Source organism: Methylobacterium aquaticum, assembly GCF_001043915.1.
Taxonomy (GTDB): Bacteria; Pseudomonadota; Alphaproteobacteria; order Rhizobiales; family Beijerinckiaceae; genus Methylobacterium; species Methylobacterium aquaticum.
In genome coordinates this window covers 1-22,277 of the sequence record NZ_LABX01000266.1, presented here as the reverse complement: position 1 = coordinate 22,277, position 22,277 = coordinate 1, and the positions used below count along the sequence as shown (strand labels likewise).

2 protein-coding genes (1 of these 2 running past the window's edge) are annotated in these 22,277 nt (G+C 77.2%); both read left to right on the top strand.

The window, feature by feature from the left end; genetic code table 11:
- Positions 1-13,492, top strand: partial view of an SDR family NAD(P)-dependent oxidoreductase gene (locus tag VP06_RS36785; RefSeq protein ID WP_156295824.1) — the 3' portion only. Its footprint begins 5,876 nt before the window's first position; 13,492 of the gene's 19,368 nt are visible here — the last part of the coding sequence; the start codon falls outside the window, past its left edge; the stop codon is at positions 13,490-13,492.
- Positions 13,489-22,277, top strand: an 8,789-nt coding sequence (locus VP06_RS28480; protein WP_156295823.1) for an SDR family NAD(P)-dependent oxidoreductase, incomplete at its 3' end; no start/stop codon positions are given. The genes VP06_RS36785 and VP06_RS28480, both read left to right, overlap by 4 nt.

Genomic DNA, 22,277 nt, shown 5'->3' with positions numbered 1-22,277 from the left:
CCGGATGCTCGATTTCGGCTGCGGTGCCGGCACCGACCTGATCCGGCTGGCCCAGACCCATCCGGGCCTTCAGGGTTGGGGGCGGACCCTGTCGCCGGAACATGCCCGCGTCGCCGCGGCGCGGACGCGCCTGGCCGGCCTCGACGCGCGCATCGTCGTCGAGACCGGGGACAGCGCCGCTTCGCCGTTCCCGGGTCCCTTCGACCTGATCCTCGGCATCGAGGTGCTGCACCACATCCGTGACAAGGACCGCCTGCTGGCCAACCTCGCCGCCGCCCTGGCGCCGGACGGCACCCTCGCCCTGGCCGATTGCGTGGCGCCGCGGGTCGGGATCGCGGTGCCGGAGACCGGCTCCTGGACCCTGGCCGAGCCGGCCTACGCCGCCGCCTTCGCGCGGGCCGGCCTCGCCCTCGTCCGGGTGGTCGATGGCAGCCGGGAGATCGCGCGCTGCCTCGACGATGCCGAGGTCGGCACGGTGATGGCGCGCCTCGCCGCGGACGGCCTGGCGCCCGACCGCCTCGCCCTGGTCGCGCGCGTCCATGCTGGCTGGTCGAATTTCGGTCGCGCCCTGGCCGAAGGCGGCATCCGCTACCTGCTGCTCCAGGCCCGGCCCTCGCCCCTGGAGACCGCGACGCTGACCGCCCGGAACCGCGCGGCCCTGGCCGCGGCCCAGCCCTACGCGGCGGCCCTCCGGGACGCGGACGCGCCAGCCCGGCCGAGCCCCCCGGTCGCCGAGTCGGCGGTCGCGGCTGTCGGGGCCACGCAGACAGAGGCCGTGGTCCGCGAGACCCTGGCGCACACCCTCGGCATGGCGCCGGACGAGATCGCGGCGGAGACGCCCTTCGCCGAGCAGGGGCTCGACAGCCTCGGCGGCCTGCGCTTCCTCGACGCGCTGAACCGGGCGCTCGGCCTCGAACTCGGCACCGCGACGCTCTACGACCATCCGAGCCTCGCCGACCTGGAGGCCCATCTGGCCGGGCTCGCGCCACGGGGGCCGGGCGCCGCCGCCCCGGCGGTTCCCGACGCACCGTCAACCGTTCCGGCTCCCGCCATCCCGGCGCCGCACGCCGCCGGCGCCGCCGGTCCGGTGGCGATCGTCGGCCTCGCCACGCGGCTGCCGGGCGCGGCCGACCAGGCCGGGCTCTGGACGGTGCTGCGCGAGGAACGCGACTGCGTCACCGAGATCCCGCCCGATCGCTGGGACATCGACCGGCACTGGAGCCCGGATCCCGAGAGGCGGGATCGCAGCTACGGCAAGTGGGGCGGCTTCCTCACCGATGTCGACGCCTTCGACGCCGCCTTCTTCGGCATCGCCGCCCGCGAGGCCGCCTGCACCGATCCGCAGCAGCGCATCTTCCTCGAAACCGCCTGGCACGCCCTGGAGGATGCGGGCCTCGCCGGGCCGGCCCTGAAGGGCGCCCGCTGCGGCATCTATGCCGGGCTGTGCGGCGACGAGTATCGCGGCCTGATGCGTGAGGCCGGTGTCGAGCCCGACGCCTACCTGATGCTGGGCAATGCCGGCTCGATCCTGGCGGCGCGGCTGTCCTATCTCCTCGACCTCAAGGGGCCGGCCCTCGCCCTCGACACCGCCTGCTCGTCCTCGCTGGTGGCCGTGCACCTGGCGGTGCAGGCGATCCGCCGTGGCGAGGTCGATCTCGCCCTCGCGGGCGGCGTGTCGCTCTATCTCGGCGAATGGCCGTTCAAGCAGCTCAGCCGGGCCGGGATGCTGTCGCCGACCGGCCGCTGCCGCAGCTTCGACGCCGATGCCGACGGGATCGTCCCGGCGGAAGGGGCGGTGGCCCTGGTGCTAAAGCCCCTCGACCGGGCGCTGGCCGACCGGGACCAGATCTACGGCGTGATCCTCGGCAGCGGCGTCAACCAGGATGGCCGCACCAACGGGATGACCGCCCCGTCCGCGGCGGCGCAGGCGGCGCTGATCGGCGCGGTGCTGGACGAGGCCGGGATCCCGGCCGAGAGCATCGGACTGATCGAGGCCCACGGCACCGGCACCCGGCTCGGCGACCCGATCGAGGCGGCCGGGCTGGTCGCCGCGTTCTCGGCCCGCACCGACCGCCGGGAGTTCTGCGCCCTCGGCACCCTGAAGAGCAATCTCGGCCACACCACCGCCGCCTCCGGCGCCGCCGGGCTCGCCAAGGCGTTGCTGGCGATGCGCCACGCCACGATTCCGGCGACGCTGCACCTGCGGGCGGCCAATCCGCTGATGAGCCTGGACGGCTCGGCCTTCCGCCTGGCCCGCCACACGACCGCCTGGGCGCCCGGGCCGTGGCCGCGGCGGGCGGGGGTCTCGTCCTTCGGCTTCTCCGGCACCAACGCGCATGTCGTGGTCGAGGAGGCGCCCCGGCGCCGCGATGCCGTGGCCGAGCCGGGCTGGCGGCTGGTGGCGCTCTCGGCCCGGGACGCCGCCGGCCTAAGGCGCCGCATCGCGGATCTGGCCGCCTGGCTCGACCCCGCCTCCCGGCCGGACGCGGAGCCGGTCCGCCTCGCCGATCTCGCCTATACCTGCACCCACCGGCGCCGGCACGAGGCGGTGCGGGCGGCTTTCGTGGTCGAGGATCTCGCCGGCCTGCGTGCCGCCCTGGCCGCCGCTTCCGCGGGACTCCCTGCCGCGGGCCTGCGCGTTGCGGGACCCGCCCCGGCTCCCGGCCGGCCCCCGTCGGGCGCCGCGCGCACCGGCCGGGCCTGGCACGACTGGCTCCAGGCCCAGGCCTCCGCCTACCGGGCCGGCGGCGACCTCGACCTTTCCGCCCTCGACGAGGGCGACGCCGTGCGGGTGACGACCCTGCCGGGCTATCCCTTCGCCCGCGACCGCCACTGGTTCGAGACGCCCGCCGCGCCGGAGCCGATGCCGGCCGGCCCGACGCTCCGGTTCCAGGCTCCGGTCTGGGCGGAGGTCGCCGGGACGCCGCTCGCGTCCCTCGCGCCCGGCCTGACCGTCGCCCTCGTCAACGACCCGTCCGAGGCCGAGTCGCTGGCGACGATCCTGCCCGGCCCGATCGACGCGGTGGTCGCCGCCCAGACGGAGGACATCGCGGCGGCTCTGTCGCGCCACGCCGCGCGGCCGGTCCGCATCGTCCATCTCTGGCCCCTCGATCCCGCCCGGCCGCAGGACCCGGTGGCCGAGGCGGCGGAGCTGCTCACCCTCGTCCAGGCGCTCGGCCGGCTCGGCGGCCAGGGCGACACCCGCCTGCTGCATCTCCATCCGCTCGGCCGCGCCAGCGGAGCCGGCGGGCTGGTGGCGAGCCTACCGCAGATGCCGACCCCGCTCAGCCTCTCGACCCTGGCCCTCGACGGGCCCCTCGCCCTCGACGCCGTGGCGACCATCCTGGCGAGCCCGGCGGGGGAATTCCGCCTGAGCGGCGGCGTCCTGCGGCAGCGTCTGTGGCGGCCGATCTCCGGCACCGCGCCGCGGCCCGAGCCCGGCGGCCGGCGGGAGCGCCGCGGCACGATCCTGCTTGCCGGCGGCTTCGGCGGGATCGGCCGCGCCCTCTGCCGGCACCTCGCGCGGCCGGGCGTCAACCTCGCGATCCTCGGCCGCTCCGCCCTCGATGAGGCCGGCGAATGCAGGCTCGCCGCTTTGCGCGAGACCGGGGCGGGCGCCGGATACTGGCGGGCCGACGTCACCGATCGCGGCTCCCTGGAGAGGAGTCTGTCCGAGATCCGCGCCTGCTTCGGCCCGGTCGTCGAGGTCCATCACCTTGCCGGCGCGATCGGGCAGCAGCCGCTCGCCGACAAGACCGCCGCCGAGATCGCGGCGGTGCTGGCCGGCAAGGTCGCGGGCGTGGTGGCGCTGGACGCCGCCCTCGCCGGACACCCGGTGGAGCGCTTCGTCCTGCACGGCTCCCTCGCCGCCAGCCTGGGCGATTTCGGCCAGGGCGATTACGCCGTCGCGAACCGCTTCCTCGAAGATTTCGCCGAGGCCGGAGCCGGCGGCCTGCGCCGCTGCATCGCCTGGCCGCTCTGGGCCGAGGGCGGCATGCGGCCCGGGGACGCCGCCGCCGCCCTTGTCCAGGGGCTCACCGGCCAGCCGGCGCTGACGACGGGTGACGGCCTCGCCGCCCTCGACGCGGCGCTCGGACTGGCGCCTCCGGTGGTGCGGGTGATGACCGGCGCGGGCACGCCGGCCGCGGCGCGGCCCGTCCCGGCGGCGCCGGTTCCGCCCTCGGCCGGTGACCCGGTGCTCGACTGGCTGCGCCGCCTCGCCGCCGGCCTCCTGCGCGAGGCGCCCGCGGCGATCGATCCCGCCGCGAGCCTCCTGGAATACGGCTTCGATTCGATCACCCTGAAGGAGCTGGCGGCCGCTCTCTCCCGCGCCCTCGGCGCGCCGGTCGGGGCGACGCTGTTCTATCGCCACGGCTCCCTGGCGGAGGTGGCCGACCACCTGCGGGCGACCCATCCGGGACCCCTGGCCGCCCTGTGCCCCGCCGGGTCCGTCACTCCCGATCCCGCCCCGCACGAGCCGCCGGCCGCGGCGCCGGGCGACGGCGTCGCCATCCTGGGCATGGCCGGGCGCTTCCCCGGGGCGCCGGACCTGGAGGCGCTGTGGCCGCTCCTGCGCGACGGCGGGGATGCGATCCGCCCGCCGCCGCCCGGGCGGCCGGGCTGGGACGGCGTCGGCACCCCGGCGGGCTATCTCGACCGGGTCGAGGATTTCGACGCCGACTTCTTCCAGATCGCGCCCGCCGAGGCGGCCCTGATGGATCCGCAGCAGCGGCTCTTCCTTCAGGCCGCCTGGCACGCGCTCGAAGCCGCCGCCCTCGCGCCGACCCGCCTCGCCGGCTCCCGCACCGGCGTCTTCGTCGGGGTGCAGGGCAGCGACTACGCCGACATCGTCGGCAGCCACGCGGCGCCCCAGCTCATCGGCGGCCTCGCCCATGCGGGCATCGCCAACCGCGTCAGCTACTGGCTCGACCTCCGCGGTCCTTCGACGGCGATCGACGCCGCCTGTGCCGGCGGCCTGATCGCCGTCCACCGCGCCGCCCGCGCGATCCTGTCCGGCGAGTGCGACCTCGCCCTTGCGGGCGGCGTCAGCCTGCTCCTCAGTCCGCGCTCCAGCGCGCTGGTGGACGCGATGGGCGTGCTGGCCCCGGACGGCCGCTGCAAGAGCTTCTCCCGCCATGCCGACGGCTACGGCCGCGGCGAGGGCGTGGCGGTGGTCGTCCTGAAGGCGCTCGCGCGTGCCCTGGCCGATGGCGATCCGATCCTCGGGGTGATCCGCGGCAGCGGCGAGGGCCATGGCGGCCACGCCGCGTCCCTGACCGCCCCGAACCCTGCCGCGCAGGCCGCCCTGCTGCGGCAGGTCTGGGACGAGGCCGGCATCGCCGCCGGGGAGATCGCCTATGTCGAGGCCCACGGCACCGGCACGGAACTCGGCGACCCGATCGAGGCGGAAGGGCTGCGCGAGGCCCTGGCCGGCCACGCCGCCGGCAGAGGCGAGGCGCCGCCCGCCGCCGGACAGGTCGGCCTCGGCAGCGTGAAGTCGAATCTCGGCCATCTCGAGCCGGCGAGCGGCCTGGCCGGCCTCGCCAAGCTGCTGCTCGCCTTCCGGCACGGAACGCTGCCCGCGACGCTGCACGCCGCCGAGCCGAATCCGCTCCTGCGGCTGGAGGATGGCCCGCTGCGGCTGGTCTCGCGGCCCGAGCCGTGGGCCGGCGGCGTCGCCGGGCTCAGCGCCTTCGGGTTCACCGGCGCCATGGCCCATCTGGTGCTCGCGCCGCCGCCGGCCCGGCCTGCCGCGATCGCGTCCCCCGCCCCCGATGCGGCCGGGCCCCTGGCGCTGCCGCTCTCGGCCCGGGACCGGCCGGCGCTGCGGCGCATGGCCGCGGCGCTCTGCGCCCTGATGGAGGGGCCGTCGCCACCGTCGCTGCCGGCCGTCGCCCGCACGTTGCGGCATGGGCGCGCCGCCCTGGAGCACCGCGTCGCCGTGGTGGCCCGCGAGCCCGCCGAGGCGGCCGCCCTGCTGCGGCGCTGGCTCGACGGGGGGAGCGGGGCCGGCGTGTTCGCGCCGGCCGGCGACGCGCCGCGCCGGCCGTTCCGCCAGATCCTGGCCACATCCCCCGTGCCCGCGCCGGAAGAGGCCGCGGCGCAGGCCCGCGCCTTCGCGGAGGGCGCGACCCTGGCCTGGCCCAAGCCGGCGGGTCTGCCCGCGCCGCTCCCGCTCTACCCCTTCGCCACAGCGCCGCATTGGGCGACGGCCGTGGTCCGGGAGGCGTCCGGGAAGCCCGGCGAGAGGTCGTCGGAGGAGAGGTCGTCGGGGGAGACCGGGACGGGTGAGGTTTTGCCGCTGGACCCTCGCGCCCTGGCGGGCCTTGAGGATCACGTCGTGGCCGGACGGGCGACGGTGCCGGCGTCCGCGACGGCGGCTCTGCTGCGCGCCACGACCGGCATCGCGGCGGCCTATCTCTCCGACCTGCTCTGGAGCCATCCGCTGCCGCTGGAGCCGCCCGGCCGGCTCCGCCTGTCGCCGCCCGACGCCGACGGCACGGCCGGGTTCGAGATCCTCGCCTCCGACGGGCTGGTCGCGGTGAGCGGCCTCTTGCGCGCCGACCCGCCTCCCGCGAGCGCGGCCGAGCCGGTGGCCCGGATCGCCGAACGCTGCCCGGAGCGGATCGACGGCCCGTCCCTCTACGCCGCGTTCGCGGCGGCCGGCCTCGCCTGCGGCCCGGCCTTCCAGCGCCTCGCCGCGCTTCACCTCGGCGCCGACGAGGCGCTGGGCCGCCTCGCCCCGGCCCGCGTCGCAATGCCGGAGCCGGACCCGTCGGTCTTGGACGCCGCCGCCCAGGCCGGCTCGGCCCTGCTGCGGCGGGCCGGCGCGGAGCCCTTGCAACCCTTCGCCGCCGATGGCGTCCGGGTCTTCGGCCGCCTCACGGATGCCGCCTTCGTGCGGGCGCGCCAGACCGGGCCGGCAATGCTCGATCTCTCGGTGCTCGACGGCGAGGGCCGGGTCCTCGCGGCGGTGGACGGCTTCTTCGCCCGCCCGGCCGGCGCGGCCTCGCCCCCCTCGGTCTGGGTGCCGGACTGGGCCCCCGCCCCGGCCGTGCCGGCCGCCCCGGAGACCGGTCCGGTTCTGGTGCTGCGCCACGCCGCCGATCGCGGCCTGACCGAGGCCCTGCGCCGGATTCACCCGGCGCTGACCGAAATCCGCCTCGGCGCGGAGTCCCGCCGGTGCGCCCCCGGCGTCTGGGAGACGGCCCCCGCCGCCCTCGACGCGGCCCTCGCCGAAGCCGAGGCCGAAGCCGGTTCCTTCGCCCGGATCTATGCCCTCAACACCCTGTCCGGGCAGGACGCCGTCGTGCCGGAGGCCCTGCCGGCGCGGCAGGAGCTGGGCTTGACGAGCCTGTTCCGTCTCGTCCGCTGGCTGAGCCGGCCGGGACGCGGCCCGGCCACCCTGGTCGCCGTCACGGACGGCGTCGAGGCCGAGACGCCGGATCCGACCGGCGGCGGGATCGCCGGCTTCTGCCTCAGCCTCGGCCCGGACTGGCCCGCGGGCCGTGTGGCGGTCGTCGACATCGCCTCCCCGTCCGATGACTGCGCCGCCCTGGCCCGGGCGCTCGCGGCCGAGACCGCCGCGCCTGGACATCCCGTCGCGCACGTGCTGCGCGACGGCGAGCGGCTGTCGCGCCGGCTGCGGCCGGTCGCGCTGCCGCCCGGAGGGGATTTCGCGCCCGGAACCTACCTGCTGATCGGCGGCGCCGGCGGCCTCGGTGCGGCCGTCGCCCGCCACCTCGCCGGGCCGGGAATGCGCCTGGTGCTGACCGGGCGGCGCCCCGCCGACGGGCGGATCGCGGCGCTCCTGGCCGGGCTGACGGCGGCGGGCGCCGCGGCGGAATACGTGGCCGTCGATGCCGCCGAGGCCCCCGCCATGCTGGCGCTGGTGGCGCGCCTCCAGGGCGACGGCCGGATCGCCGGGGTGGTCCACGCCGCCCTGGTTCTCGCCAACGCCCCCCTCGCCCGGATGGACGAGGCCACCTTCGCGGCAGCCCTGACGCCGAAGGTGGCGGGCTCGCTCTGGCTGGACCAGGCTTTCGCGACCCGGCCGCCGGGCTTCCTGGCGTTGTTCTCGTCGCTGATCGGCGTGTCGGGCGGAGCCGGCCAGGCCAACTACGCGGCGGCGGCCAGCTTCCAGGACGCCTATGGGCGCTGGCTCGCGACCCGCCTCGACTGCCCGGTGCGGATCCTCGACTGGGGCTACTGGAGCGAGGCCGGCATCGTCGCGCAGCCGGCGGAGCGCGCCCGGCTGGCCCGGCGGGGCATGGGCGGCCTGACCACGCCGGAGGGGCTGGCCCTCTTCGCCCGCGCCCTCGCCGGGAGCGAGACCCGCCTCGTCATCGCCCGGACGCTCCCTCCGGCAGAACCGGTGCCGGCCATCCCGGTCCAGGCGGCCACCCTGTCCCCGGCGAGGGACGTGCCCTCCCCGACGAGGCCGCCCCAGGACCAGGCCGCGACACCGTCGCGGGCCCGGGTCCTGGGCTGGCTGCGCGGGATCGTCGGAGAGGTTCTGGGCCGTCCGGGCGAGGCCCTGCCCGAGACCGAGCCTCTCGTCCTTCTGGGGATCGACAGCCTCGTCAACATGCAGGTGCTGCGGCGCCTCGAAACGGCGCTCGGCCGCCTGCCCCGCACCCTGCTGTTCGAGCACGGTCATCTCGGCGCCCTCGCCGACGCGCTGCGGGAGGCCCACGCCCCGGCCCTCGGGCAGGTTTTCGGACACGTGGTCGAGCAGGACACCTCTCACCAGGAGACCGGTTCCGAGGCTTCCGGTCCGCAGGACCCAATCGCCACGGGGCCGGCCCCCAATCGCCCCGGCATCGGTTCCGAGGCCGTCGCGGAGCCACAGGCGGGCATCGCCATCATCGGCCTGGCCTGCCGCTTCCCCGGCGCGCCGAACCCGGAGGCGTTCTGGCGCATGATCCGCGAAGGCCGCGACGCCTTCGGCCCGGTCCCGGCCGACCGCTGGAGCGCCGACCCGGCCGAGCGCGGCGCCTTCCTCGACCGCGTCGACCTGTTCGATCCGCTGCATTTCGGCATCAGCTTCCGGGAAGCGGCGGCGATGGATCCGCAGGAGCGGCTCTTTCTCGAAACCGCCTGGCACGCCCTGGAGGATGCCGGCCACAGCCGGGCCAGCCTGCGCGCCGCCGCCCGGACCGCCGGCGGGGCGGATGTCGGGGTCTATGTCGGTGTGATGAACGGCGCCTTCCAGCTCCATGCCGTGGAGCCCGGCGTCGGCGGCCGCTCCGTCCAGGCGATCGCGCCCTATTGGTCGATCGCCAACCGGGTCAGCTGGCTGTTCGACTTCCACGGGCCGAGCCTCGCGGTCGACACCGCCTGCTCGGCCTCCGCCGCCGCCCTGCACCTCGCCTGCGAGGCGATGTGCCGGGGCGAGATCGGCGCGGCGCTCGTCGGCGGCGTGTCGCTGCTGCTGCATCCGCGCCAGTTCGAGACCCTGCGGGCCATGCGGATGGTGTCCCCGAGCGGCCGGTGCCGCCCCTTCGCCGAGGGCGCCGACGGCTTCCTGCCCGGCGAGGGGGTCGGCGCCGTGGTGCTGCGCCCCCTGGCCCAGGCCCTGGCCGGGGGCGACCGCATCCTCGGGGTGATCCGCGGCAGCGCGATGAATACCGGCGGCCGGACCAGCGGCTACACCGTGCCGAGCCCGGTGGCCCAGGCCGAGGTGGTCGCCGCCGCGCTCGCGGCAGCCGGCGTGGCGCCGGAGACGATCGGCTATGTCGAGGCCCACGGCACCGGGACCGCGCTCGGCGACCCGATCGAGGCCGAGGCGCTGGGCCGTGCCCTCGGGGAGGGTCCGCGGGTCGCGCTGGGATCGGTCAAGGCGCTGATCGGCCACCTGGAATCCGCCGCCGGGATGGCCGGCCTGGCGCGCGTCCTGCTCCAGTTCCGGCATGGCGAGATCGCGCCCGCGCCGCTTTGCGGCGCACCCAACCCGGCCCTGCCGCAGACCGGGCGCCCTCTCGCCCTGCCTGGGGCGCCGCAGCCCTGGACCGGCCCGCGCCGGGCCGGCCTGTCCTCCTTCGGCGCCGGCGGCGTCAACGTCCATCTGGTGCTGGAGCCTCCGCCACCTGCCGTGCCGGCCGCGCCGGCCGCGCCATCCTGGCGGGTGGTGCCGCTCTCGGCCCGCACCGGAGCCCAGTTGCGGGCCGTGGTGGAGCAGCTGGCGACCTTCGTGGCCGAGGAGGAGCCCGATCTCGCCGCTCTCGCCTACACGCTTCAGACCGGGTGGGAGGCGATGCCCCATCGCGTCGCCTGCCTCGCCGCCGACCGCCCCGGCCTGCTCGCCGCCCTGCGGGACATCCTCGCCCGGCCGGATCTCGGCGCTGCGCCCGTCGGCGAGGCTCCCCCCGTGCCCGATGTCTCTGCCCTGGCGCCGGCGGACCTGGCCCGGCTCTGGCAGCAGGGCGCCGATCTGCCCTGGGCCTCGCTCTGGGACGGGCCGGTGCCGCGGCGCATCGGCCTGCCGCCGACGCCCTTCGCCCGCGAGCGTCACTGGCCGGCGGGGCTGGTGCCGGGCGGCCGGGCGGCGCCCCGGGACGACGGCCTCCACCCGCTGATCGCCCGGGTCCTGCCGTCCCTCGGGTCTGCGCGCTTCGCCCTGCGGCTCGATGCCGGGGCGCCGCTCCTCGCCGGGCACCGGGTCGACGGGCAGCCGTTGCTGCCGGGCGCCGCGGTGTTCGAGCTGGTCCGCGCCGCCGCCGGGATGGCGAGCGGGCGCCCGGTCACGACCGTGGCCGACATGGCCTGGCTGGCGCCGCTTCCGGCCGGGACCGAGGCCGTCCTGACCTTGACCGAGGGGCCGGGCGGGCTGCGCTTCGAACTCACCTCCGAGTCGGGGGGCGCGCGGCGGCTGCACGCCTCCGGGCTGGTGCCGCCCAGTGGCGGAGAGGCGCTGCCGGCCCAGGATCTGGCCGGCCTCGCCGCCGGCCTGACCCGGTCGCTGGAGGGCGAGGCGATCTACGCGCGGCTCGCCCGGCTCGGGGTGGCGTATGCGGGGGAGTTCCGCGCGCTGGCCCGCATCGCCTTCGACGCCGACAATGCGCTGGCCACCCTGCGGCCACCGGAGCCGGAGCCGGGCCTGCCGTGGCATCCGGCACTGCTCGACGCCGCCCTCCAGTCGACGATGGGGGTGCTGGAGGCGGCAGGCCGGATCGAGCCCCTGGTTCCGTTCATGGCCGAGCGCCTGCACGTGACGGCCCCCCTCGACGCCGCCCGGGCGGTCTGGGTGCGAAGGCTGCCCGGGACCGGGGCCGGCGGGGTGACGGTGAGCGTGTCGCTGCTCGATCCCGGTGGCGTGGTCCTGGCCCAGATCGACCGGGTCACCCTGCGGCGGCGGCCGACCGGTGCAGACGTCGCGCCGCCCCTGACGGAGACGAGTCCGGCCGCGGATCCTCCCGTGCCGGCAGCTCCGGCCGCGCCGGAAGCGCCCCTCGACGCCCTCGACCGGCTCGCCGCGCAGCGCGTGCTGGCCAATTGGCAGCAGCGCGGGCTGTTCGCCACGGCGGGCCAGCGCCTCGGCCGCGACGATCTGGTCCGTGCCCTGTCCCTCGATCCGCGGCACGGGCGCCTGCTCGACGCGGCGCTCGACCTGTTCACCCAGCGCGGCTGGCTCGCCCGCGAGGGCGCGGCCTGGACCGCTCTCCCGGCCTGCGCCGCCACCGCCGGCTGGCCGGCGGCGCAGCACGCCCTCGCCGCGGCGGAGCCGGCGCTGGCCCCGCATCTGGAACTCCTCGACCGCTGCGTGGCGGCGCTTGGCGGGATCCTGGACGGCAGCGTTCCGGCGACCGACGCCTTCTTCCCCGGAGGCTCGATGGAGCTGCTCGGCCGGGTCTATGCCGGCGACGCCCACGCGGCCTTCCTGCACGAGGCCGTGGCCGGGGCGGTGGCGGCGGCGGTGCGCCGGGCCGGACCGGGGGCCCGGGTGCTGGAGATCGGCGCCGGGACCGGCAGCACCACGGCGCCGGTGCTGCGCGCCCTGCGTGACGGCGTCCCCGCGGCCCGCTACCTGTTCACCGACCTGTCGCCGCGGTTCCTGCACCAGGCCCGGGCCGGATTCGGGGCCGGCGATCCCGGGTTCCGCACCGCGGTGCTGGACATCGCCCGCGACCCGGCGGACCAGCTTCCGGGCGAGGCCGGCTTCGACGTCGTGCTGGCCGCCAACGTCCTGCACGCGACCCCGTGCATGGCGGAAACGCTGCGCCACGCCGCCGCCCTTCTGGCGCCCGGCGGCACGCTGGTGGTGAACGAGATGACGGCCGCGCGGGACTTCGCGACCCTGACCTTCGGTCTCCTCGACGGCTGGTGGCTGTCGCGGGATCCGGAGCGGCGGCTGCCGCACGCGCCGCTGCTCGGCGTGGCGCAATGGCGCGACCTGCTGGCGGAGGCGGGGCTCACCCTTTCGGCGATCACCCTGCCGCCCGGCCTCGCCGCGGAGGCGGAGGCGCCGCAGGCGGTGCTGGTGGCGAGAAAGCCGGTCGCCGCGCCGCCGCCCCGGGACGCCGCCGCCCCATTCCCGTCCGATCCTCGCCGGATCGAGCAGGTGGTGACCGAGGCGGTGGCGACGGTGTTCGAGATGCCGGTCGAGGCGGTGCACCAGGGCGGGCTTCTGAGCTTCAGCGAGCTGGGGGGCGATTCCCTGCTCTCGGCCGAGCTGGCGGCCGAGATCGGCCGGCGCCTCGGCGTGCCGCTGAAGACCACGGCGATCTTCAACCACCCGACCATCCCGGCCCTGGCCGAGCACATCGCCGAGGAATTCCCGGCCCGGGCAGTCCCGGAGCCGGGCCGCGCCTCGTCCGGCGACAGCCTCGCCGAACGGGCCGCGCCCGCGCCGGTCATCTCCGGGCCGATCACGTCCCAGCCGGCCTCGCCGATCCTGCCGGAGCCCGCGCCGTTCCGTCCGTCGGGGACGGGTCCCGTCGGCCTGGAGCGGGGATCCGCGCCCCGCTCGCCCGCCGCCTCCGGCCCGGTCCCGCCCGAAACCGGTGCGGGCCATCTCGATCCGGTGCGGCGCGCCCTGGAGAGCGCGAGCACCATCGAGCGGGTGGTGACCGAGGCGGTGGCGACGGTGTTCGAGATGCCGGTCGAGGCGGTGCGCCAGGGCGGGCTTCTGAGCTTCAGCGAGCTGGGGGGCGATTCCCTGCTCTCGGCCGAGCTGGCGGCCGAGATCGGCCGGCGCCTCGGCGTGCCACTGAAGACCACGGCGATCTTCAACCACCCGACCATCCCGGCCCTGGCCGAGCACATCGCCGAGGACTTCCCGGCCGGGGCTTTCCCGGACCTCCCAGGGGTCCGTTCCGGCAGCGCTGAGGACGACCTCCGCCCGGCCGCTCCCGCCGCGCCCGACCCGCTCCCGGCGGACGACCCGCTCGACGCGGTGCTGAATGCCCTGGAAGCGGGCCGCATCGACGTTGACGAAGCGCTGCGGCGTCTCTCGGCCGCCCCGTTCCCCGTGATTTCGGACGTGACAGCATGACACGCGCAGCGAGCGCTCCGAGCGTCGATCGGGACGAGGGCGGCCCTGGCCCGCAGCCGCATGGCGGCGGGGCCGGAGCCGATGGAGCCGGCACTGCCTCCACCAGTCCCGGGGGGACGCTGCCGGCCGTTCTCGGCCGCACGGTCCTCGGCATGGTCGCCCGGCAGGAGCTGAGCGCCGCGCAGGCGAAGGGCCTGATCGCGGCCCTGCGCGCCGAGCTGGTGGCGGGGCCACCCCCCCGCGCCCCGGCCGCGCCGCCCGTGCCCCAGCCGATCGCCGTCATCGGCATGGCCGGCCGCTTCCCCGGTGCCGAGACTCCGGAGGCGTTCTGGACGCTGCTGGCGGAGGGGCGCAGCGGCATCAGCCCGCACCCGCCGGCACGCTGGGCCGCCCTGTGCGAGGACGTTCCGCCGGTGGCCGGGGGCTGGCTCGACGGCATCGAGCAGTTCGATCCCGCCTTCTTCGGCATCACCCGGCGCGAGGCCGAGGTGATGGACCCGCAGCAACGGCTCTTCCTGGAAACCGCCTATGCGGCCCTGGAGCAAGCGGGCTATGCCGAGCGCGACCTCTCGGGCCGCAGCGTCGGCGTCTATGTCGGGGCCGGCGCCGGCGACTATGCCGGGCATCTCATCGCCCGGGGCGTCGAGCCGGACGGGCTGTCCTTCATGGGCAACAGCAACGCGATCCTGGCCGGCCGCGTCGCCTACCTGCTCAACCTGCGCGGGCCGTGCCTGACCGTCGACACCGCCTGCTCGTCCTCGCTGACGGCGGTGCATCTGGCCCGGGAGGCGCTGCTCTCCGGCAGCTGCGAGATGGCGGTGGCGGGAGGCGTCTGCCTGCTGCCGACGCCGACCTTCGCCCGCGCCGCCCGCCGTGCCGGGATGCTGTCGCCGAGCGGCACCTGCCGCGCCTTCGACGCCGAGGCGGACGGGTTCGTGCCCGGCGAGGCGGTGGCCGCGTTGATCCTCAAGCCGCTCGACCGCGCCCTGGCCGATGGCGACCACGTCTGGGGGGTGATCGAGGGCTCCGCCAGCAACCAGGATGGGCGGACCAACGGCATCACGGCGCCGAGCGCCCCGGCCCAGGCCGCGCTGATCCGGTCGGTCCATGACCGGTTCGGCATCGATCCGGCGACCATCGGCTATGTCGAGGCCCACGGCACCGGGACCCGCCTCGGGGATCCGATCGAGATCGAGGCCCTGACCCGCAGCTTCCGCCGGCACACGGCGGAAACCGGGTTCTGCGCCGTCGGCTCGGTGAAGTCGGCGGTCGGGCACACGATGAGCGCCGCCGGCGCCGTCGGCCTCGTCAAGCTGATGCTCAGCCTGGCGCACCGGCAGATCCCGCCGACGCTGAACGTCACCCGGCTCAACCCCGCCTGCGACTTTCCCACCTCGCCGTTCCGCGTCGAGACCGCCCTGACCGCTTGGCCTTCGCGGGGGGGCACCCGGCGGGCGGCGATCAGCGCCTTCGGGTTCTCCGGCAGCAACGTGCACATGGTGCTGGCCGAGGCACCGGCGCGGGACCGGCCGCCGGCCCCGGACCGGCCGCGGCTGATGCTGCTCTCGGGCCGCAGCCCGGCAGCCCTGCGCCGCCGTGCGGCCGACCTCGCCGCCTGGCTCGCTGCCCAGTCCGCGCCGGATCTCGACGGCCTGTGCTGGACCCTCGCGGCCGGCCGTGCCCACCATCCCGTGCGGGCGGCGTGGGTGGTCGAGGATGCGGGTGCCCTGAGGCTGGCGCTGGAGAGCGTGGCCCGGGACGGAGGGGCCGAGGATATGGCGGCGCCGGGCGCCGCCCCGGCCCTCGCCGCCCTGGCGGCGCGCTACCGCGCCGGCGAGACCCTCGACCCGCAGCTGCTGGTGGCGCCGGAGCATCGCCGCCGCCTGCCGCTGCCGACCTCTCCGTTCGAGCGCATCGACTGCGCCCTGCGGCCGGCGACGCGGCCGCGCCTCCTGCGCGGCCTGCATCCGCTGCTCGACCGGATCGGCCCGGACGGCGCCTTCCGGACGGCGATCGGCGCGGCGGAGCCCGTCCTCGCCGACCACGTCGTGCGGGGGCGCGCCATCCTGCCGGGCGCCTGCATCGCCGCGATGGCACTCGCCGCCGCCCGGCTCAGCGGCGACGGCGCGGTGTCCGGCCTGAGCGAGATCGTTTTTCGCGCCCCGGTCGGAGCCGCGGAGGCGGCGGATCTGCGCCTCGCCCTGGACGGCGACGCCTTCACCCTCTCGGCCGGCGCCGCGTCGGCGCGGGGGCTCGCCACCGGCCGGCTGACCCGCAGCCGACCGGCCGATGCGCCACCCGCCCTGGATCTGGCGGCTTTGCGCGGGCGCCTGCCGAACCTCCTGGAAGGCGAGGCCCTCGCCGCCCGCTTCGCCGAGGCCGGCGTCGCCCTCGGGCCGCTGTTCCGCGGCGTCCGCCGTCTCTGGCTGCCGGCCGACCCGCACGCCGACATCGCCGAGGCCCTGGCCGAGCTGGCCCTGCCCGGCGAGGAGCTGGCCGGTCTCGACGCCTACGACCTCCATCCGACCCTGCTCGACGGCGCCTTCCAGGCCGGCATGGCCCTCCTCGCGGCGATGCAGCCGGAGCGGCGGGACGTGCTGGTTCCCGCCGGGATCGGCGGGCTCGACCTCCACGCCCGGTGCGAGCCTGGCACCTTCGTCCATGTCCGGGCGACGGCCGCGGACCTCGCGTCCGGTCGGCCCCGGTTCGATGCCTGCCTGGTGGGCGAGGATGGGCGGGTGCGGGCCGTGGCCCGCGACTTCACCGCCGCGCGGTTGCCGACGGACGCCGCCGCACCGACGCACGTCCAGGAGATCCCGCCCGCCCGGAACATCCCGCCCGCCGAGGCGCTTCCTGCCGGCGCCTTCCACGACGCGGTGCCCCTCTACCGGCCGGTCTGGCGCCCGATCGAGGCGATCCCGGCCCCGGAGCGGCCCGACGGCGCCGTGGTGATCCTGCGCGACGCCACGGAGGCCGGGGCCCGGCTGGCCGACGCCCTGTCCCGGGCCCTGGGCGACCGGGCCGTGCTGCAACTGGTGCTGGGCGAGACGACGGGGTCGCTCGCCGCCGGTATCCACGGCATCGACCGCAGCGAGGCCGGGGCGTTTCCCCGCCTGTTCGCCCAGCTCAAGCCCCTGGCGGCGGCCTACCTCCTCGGCTCCGGCCACCGCACCGGGATGGCGGCGGCGGACCTCGCGGCGGCGCAGGCCGACCTGCTGCCGCGGCTCGCCTTCCTCCAGGCCCTGGCCCTCCAGGGCCGCCCCCTGCCGGTGCGGATCGTGACCTGCGGCGCGCAGCCGGTCCGGCCCGGCGAGGTGCCGGATCCCGGCGCCGCGATGCTGGCGGGGCTCGGCTTCGCGGCGGCGCGCGAGCTGGTGCCACTGCGGGTTTCCGTCCTCGATCTCTCTCCCGCGGAGGCGGAGGCCGACCCGGCCGGGCTCGCGACCCGGCTCGTGGCCGAGCCCGACACGCCCGTCGGGGAGGCGGTGGCGTTGCGCGAGGGCGGCCGCTGGCGGCGTGAGATGCAGGCGGTCGCGCCCGGGCAGGCGGGGTCCTCTGCCGATGGCCCGCCCGGATTCCGCGAGGGCGGGGCCTACGTGATCGTCGGGGGCACCGGCGGCCTCGGCCTCGCGCTCGCCCTGCACCTCGCGCGCACGGCCCGGGCCAGGCTGCTGCTGATCGGCCGCAGCCCGCTCTCGGCGTCGCAGGGCCAGGCCCTCGCGGCGATCGAGGCGGCCGGCGGCCAGGTGCTGCACATCCGTGCCGACGCCGCCGATCCCGCCCAGCTCGCCGCGGCCCTCGCCGCCGGCCGCGAGCGCTTCGGCCGGTTCGACGGCGCGGTCCAGGCCGCCATGGTGCTGCGCGACACCGCCTTCATGCGGCTCGACGCCGCCGCCCTGGCGGCCGTGATGGCGCCCAAGCTGGCGGCCACCGCCCATCTGGCCGAGGCCCTGCGGGCCGACCGCCCCGACCTGTTCGTGCTGTACAGCTCGGCCAACGCCTTCATCGGCAATCCGGGGCAGGCGAATTACGCCGCCGCCGCCGCCGGCCAGGACGCCCTCGGGCTGGCGCTGCGCGCCGACGGCCTGCCGGTGACGGTGGTGAACTGGGGCTATTGGGGCGAGGTCGGGGCCGTCGCCGCGCCGGTCTTCCTGGAGCGCGCCGCCGGGCTCGGCATCGGCGCCATCACCGTGCCGGAGGGGCTCGCCGCCCTGGCGGCGATCCTGGCCGGCGGGATGCCGCAGGCGATGGCCATGAAGGTCTCGGCCGCGACCCTCACGGGCCTCGGCATCCCCGCCGTCGCGGCCGATCGCGCCGAGGCCGCGCCCGCCGCGGTGGCAGCTCCGTTTCCGGCCATCACGTCTGCTTCCCTGTCTCCCTCGCGGCCTGCTTCCGTGCCCGCCCCCGTGGACGAGGCCGCGATCGCGCGGCTGTCCGGGGAGTTCGACGCCCTGGAGCGGACGGCCCGCGACCGGCTGGTCGGGCTGTTCCAGGGCGCGGGCCTCCTGCGCATCCCCGGCGAGGCCACCAGCCGGGACGCCTTGCGCCGGGCCCTGGCGGTGGTGCCGGCCCAGCATCGCCTGTTCGATGCGGTGATCGACATCCTCTGCCGCGCCGGCCTGCTGGAGCCGCGCGGCGACGGATTCGCCGCGACGCCGGCCATCCTCGATGCCGACCTCGCGCGGCGCGTCGCGGCGCCGGAGCGGGCGGAGGCGGCGCTGGCGGCGCGGGCGCCCTGGCTCGCCCCCTTCGTGGCGATCACGCGGCGCTGCCTGGCCGCCTATGGCGACGCCCTGGCCGGGCGGATCGCCGCGACCGAGCTGCTGTTTCCCCGCGGCAGCTCCGCCCTGGTGGCCCCGCTCTATCGCGACAATCCGATCAGCGACCACTTCAACGCCGCGATCGTCGCGGCCATCCTCGACCTCGCCCGGGCCGGCGCCGGCCCCTTGCGGATCACCGAGGTCGGCGCCGGGACCGGAGGCACCGCGGGCGCGGTGATGCGGGCCCTGCGCGGGGCGGATCTTTCCTTCCGCTACCGCTTCACCGACCTGTCGCCGACCCTGGTGCGGGGCGCCGCCGAGACCCTCGGCCGCGAATTCCCGGAGGCCACCTTCGCGGTGCTCGACCTCGAACGGCCGCTGGCCGCGGCGGAGGGCGGCGCGAGCGACGTGGTCGTCGCCGTCAACGTGCTGCATGCCACGGCCGAGATCGCCGCGACCGTGGCGGCCTGCCACGGCCTGCTCGCCCCGGGCGGGCGGCTGCTGCTCGCCGAGTCGGTCCGCCGGCGCGACTTCGCCACCCTGGTCTTCGGCCTGACCGAGGGCTGGTGGCGCTTCCGCGATGCCGCGAACCGTCTGCCGCACAGCCCGCTCCTCGACCAGGCGGGTTGGCGCCGGGCCCTGACGGCGGGCGGCTTCGGCGAGGTCGTCGATCTCACCGGCACGGGCGCCGGACCTGAGCCGGCCCAGGCGGTTCTGCTGGCCCGGCGGCCGGCCGAGCCGGCGACCTGGCCCGCAAGCGAGCCATCCACCCGCGCCGCCGGCCCGGCCGACGAGACCCTCTCTTATGCCCGCAGCGCCATCCGCCGCGCCGTGGCCGAGGCTTTGCGGGCGCCGCTCGACACGATCGACGACGCCGCGAGCTTCACGGCGCTCGGCATCGACTCGATCAGCGGCGTCGATCTGACCGACCGGCTCGCGACGCGCCTGGGCCTGTCGGTGCCGGTGACGGCCCTGTTCGACCATCCCTCCCCGGCCGCCCTGGCGGCGCATCTGGCCACCGACCATGCGGCGAGCCTGACGCCGCCTTGCCCGCCGCCCGCCCCGGCGCCGACTCCCTCCCGGTCGCCGGCCGCCCCCGTGGCGGCACCGGACTCCCCCGCCGTCGCCGTCGTCGGCATGGCCGGGATGTGGCCGGGGGCGCCCGACCTGGAGACGTTCTGGCATAACCTGCGCGAGGGCCGCGACAGCACCGGCCTGCCCCCGGCGGGCCGCTGGCCCGATTGCCCGCCGCCGCCGGAATCCGGGCCGGAAGCCTGGCGCCAGGGCGGGTTCCTCACCGATATCGACCGGTTCGACCCGCTATTCTTCGAGATGTCGGGCGTCGAGGCGGACCACACCGACCCGCAGGCGCGGCTCTTCCTGACGACGGCGTGGCGGGCGCTGGAGCAGGCGGGCTACGGCCCGGCCTGGCTCGACGGCCGTCGCTGCGGCGTCTTCGTGGGCGTCGCCGCCGGCGACTATCCCTCGGGGGCGGCGCCCGGGGCCCTGCCGCCGGCCCATGCCTTCATGGGCAACGCGCAATCGGTGCTGGCGGGCCGGCTCGCCTACCTGCTCAACCTGCGCGGCCCGGCGCTCGCGGTCGACACCGCCTGTTCCTCCTCCCTGGTCGCGCTGCACCTCGCCTGCCGCAGCATCGCCGCGGGCGAATGCGAGCTGGCGGTGGTGGGGGGCGCCTTCGTCACCGCGACCCCGGCCTTCCACCGCCTCGCCGGCAGCCTCGGCATGACCTCGCCGGCCGGCGTGACCCGGGCCTTCGACGACAGAGCCGACGGCTTCGTGCCGGCCGAGGGCGTCGGCGCCGTCGTGCTGCGCCGGCTCGACGCCGCCCTCGCGGAGGGCGACCCGATTCTCGCCGTGGTGCGTGCCACGGGGAGCAACCAGGATGGCCGCACCCACGGCCTGACCGCCCCGTCGTCCCGCGCCCAGGCCGACCTGATCGCCGAGGTGCTCGACCGGGCCGGCCTGCCCGCCGCATCCATCGATTACGTCGAGGCCCATGGCACCGGCACGCCGCTGGGCGACCCGATCGAGGTCGAGGCCCTGGCCCGGGTCCTGCGCCGCGACGGCCCGCCACGCGAGGATCGGCGCGCGGACGAGGCGCCCGCCGCCCCCTGCCTGATCGGCTCGGTCAAGACCAATATCGGCCATGCCGGCCCGGCCGCCGGGATGGCGGGGCTGCACAAGCTCCTCCTGGCCCTGGCGCACGAGACCCTGCCGGCCTCGCTGCACTACGCCGTGCCGAACCGCCACATCGACGTCGCCCGGCTGCCGCTCGCGGTCTGCACCGAGGCGCGGCCGTGGCGGCGCCGTCCGGACCACCCGCGGCGAGCCGGGCTCTCGGCCTTCGGCCTGTCCGGCACCAACGCCCATGCGGTGATCGAGGAGGCCCCCCTCCTTCCCGACCGGACCGCCCTGCCGCAGGGACCGTTCCTGGTCCTGCTCTCGGGCCGCACCGCGGCGGCCCTGGCGGCGCTGCGGCAAAGTCTGGCGGAGTGGCTGGAGGGAGAGGGACGGGCGGTGCCGCTCGCCGACGTGGCGGCGACCCTCGCCATCGGCCGCCGGCACATGGCGCACCGGCTGGCTGTCCTGGCCAGCGACGCGGCGGATCTCCGCGCGGCTCTCGCGACCGAGGCCGCGCCGGAGCCGCCATCGGGCGAGGTGCCCGCGCCCGAGCAGGTCGCGGCGGCCGTGGCGGCGGCCCGCGCGGCGCTCCTCGCCGGGCGGAGCGACGGGGCGGCGCTCGCAATCCTCGCCCGGGCCTACCGGGCTGGCATGGACCCCGACTGGATCGCACTCCATGCCGGCACCGGCCTGCGCCGGGTGGCCGTGCCCGGCTCTCCTTTCGCGCAGGGCCGGCACTGGGTGACCACCCATCCGGACGATCGACCCGCGGCGCCGGAGCGGCACGGGAGCGGCCTCGCCCCGCGAGCGGCCGGACAGGGCGCGACGGCTGCCGCGCCGACGGTGCGGTTCTACGCGCCGGCGTGGCAGCCGGCCCGGATACCGCCGGTGCAAGGCGGGCAGGCCGCCCTGCCCTCGTCCTTGCCGGCTTCCTGGCCGGCCGGGACCCTGCTGTTCGACGATGACGCGGCCCTTGCGGGCGCCCTCGGGGTTGCGCGCCGTCCGATCGCCGCCCTCGACGGGGCCGGACCGGAGACCGGCGGGCCGGCGGGCCGCTGGATCGTGCTGCATCCGGGCGCCGGGGCCGATCCCCTGGACCTGGCGCAGCGCCTGCTCCGCCTCGCCCGCCACCGGCTCACGGCGCCGGGCGAGCGCATCCTGGTCCTCGCCCGGACCGGAACGGAGATGGACGCCGTCGCGGCGGCGGCGGCGGCCCTCGGGGTGGCGCTCAGGCCGCAGCCCTGGTCGGTGCTGCGCCTCCCGCCCGAGGCCGAGCCGGCCGAGGTCGCGGCGGCGGTGCGGGCCGCCCTCGCCGATCCCTTCCCCGTGGCCGAGAGCCGCTGGCGCGACGGGCAACGCGAGGTCCGGGTGATGCGCCCGCTTGACCCGGCACCGGGCACCGGGCCGGCGATCCGCACCGGATCGGTGTGCTGGATCGTGGGCGGCACCGGGGCGCTCGGATCGGCCCTCGCGGCCCATCTGCGCCGCCGGCACGGCGCCACAGTGGTGGTCTCGGGCCGCCGGCCCGCCGCGGCCGGGCACCCGGACGGGCTGGCCGTCGACGTGACCGATGCGGCGGCGGTGCGGCGGGCGGTGGCGGCGATCCGCGACCGGCACGGCCGGATCGACGCCGTCTTCCACCTCGCCGGCACCCTGCGGGCCGCCCCCCTCGCCGGGGCGGACGAGGCCGCCGTGGCGGCGGTGCTGGCACCCAAGATCCTCGGCGCCCTCCACCTCGACGCGGCGACGCGGACCGACCGCCTCGGCGCCTTCGTGCTGTTCTCCTCCCTGGCGGCGGAGCTGGGCGATTTCGGCCAGGGCGACTACGCCTTCGCCAACCGCTTCCTCGGCGCCTTCGCGGAGGCGCCGAGGAAGCGGTTGGG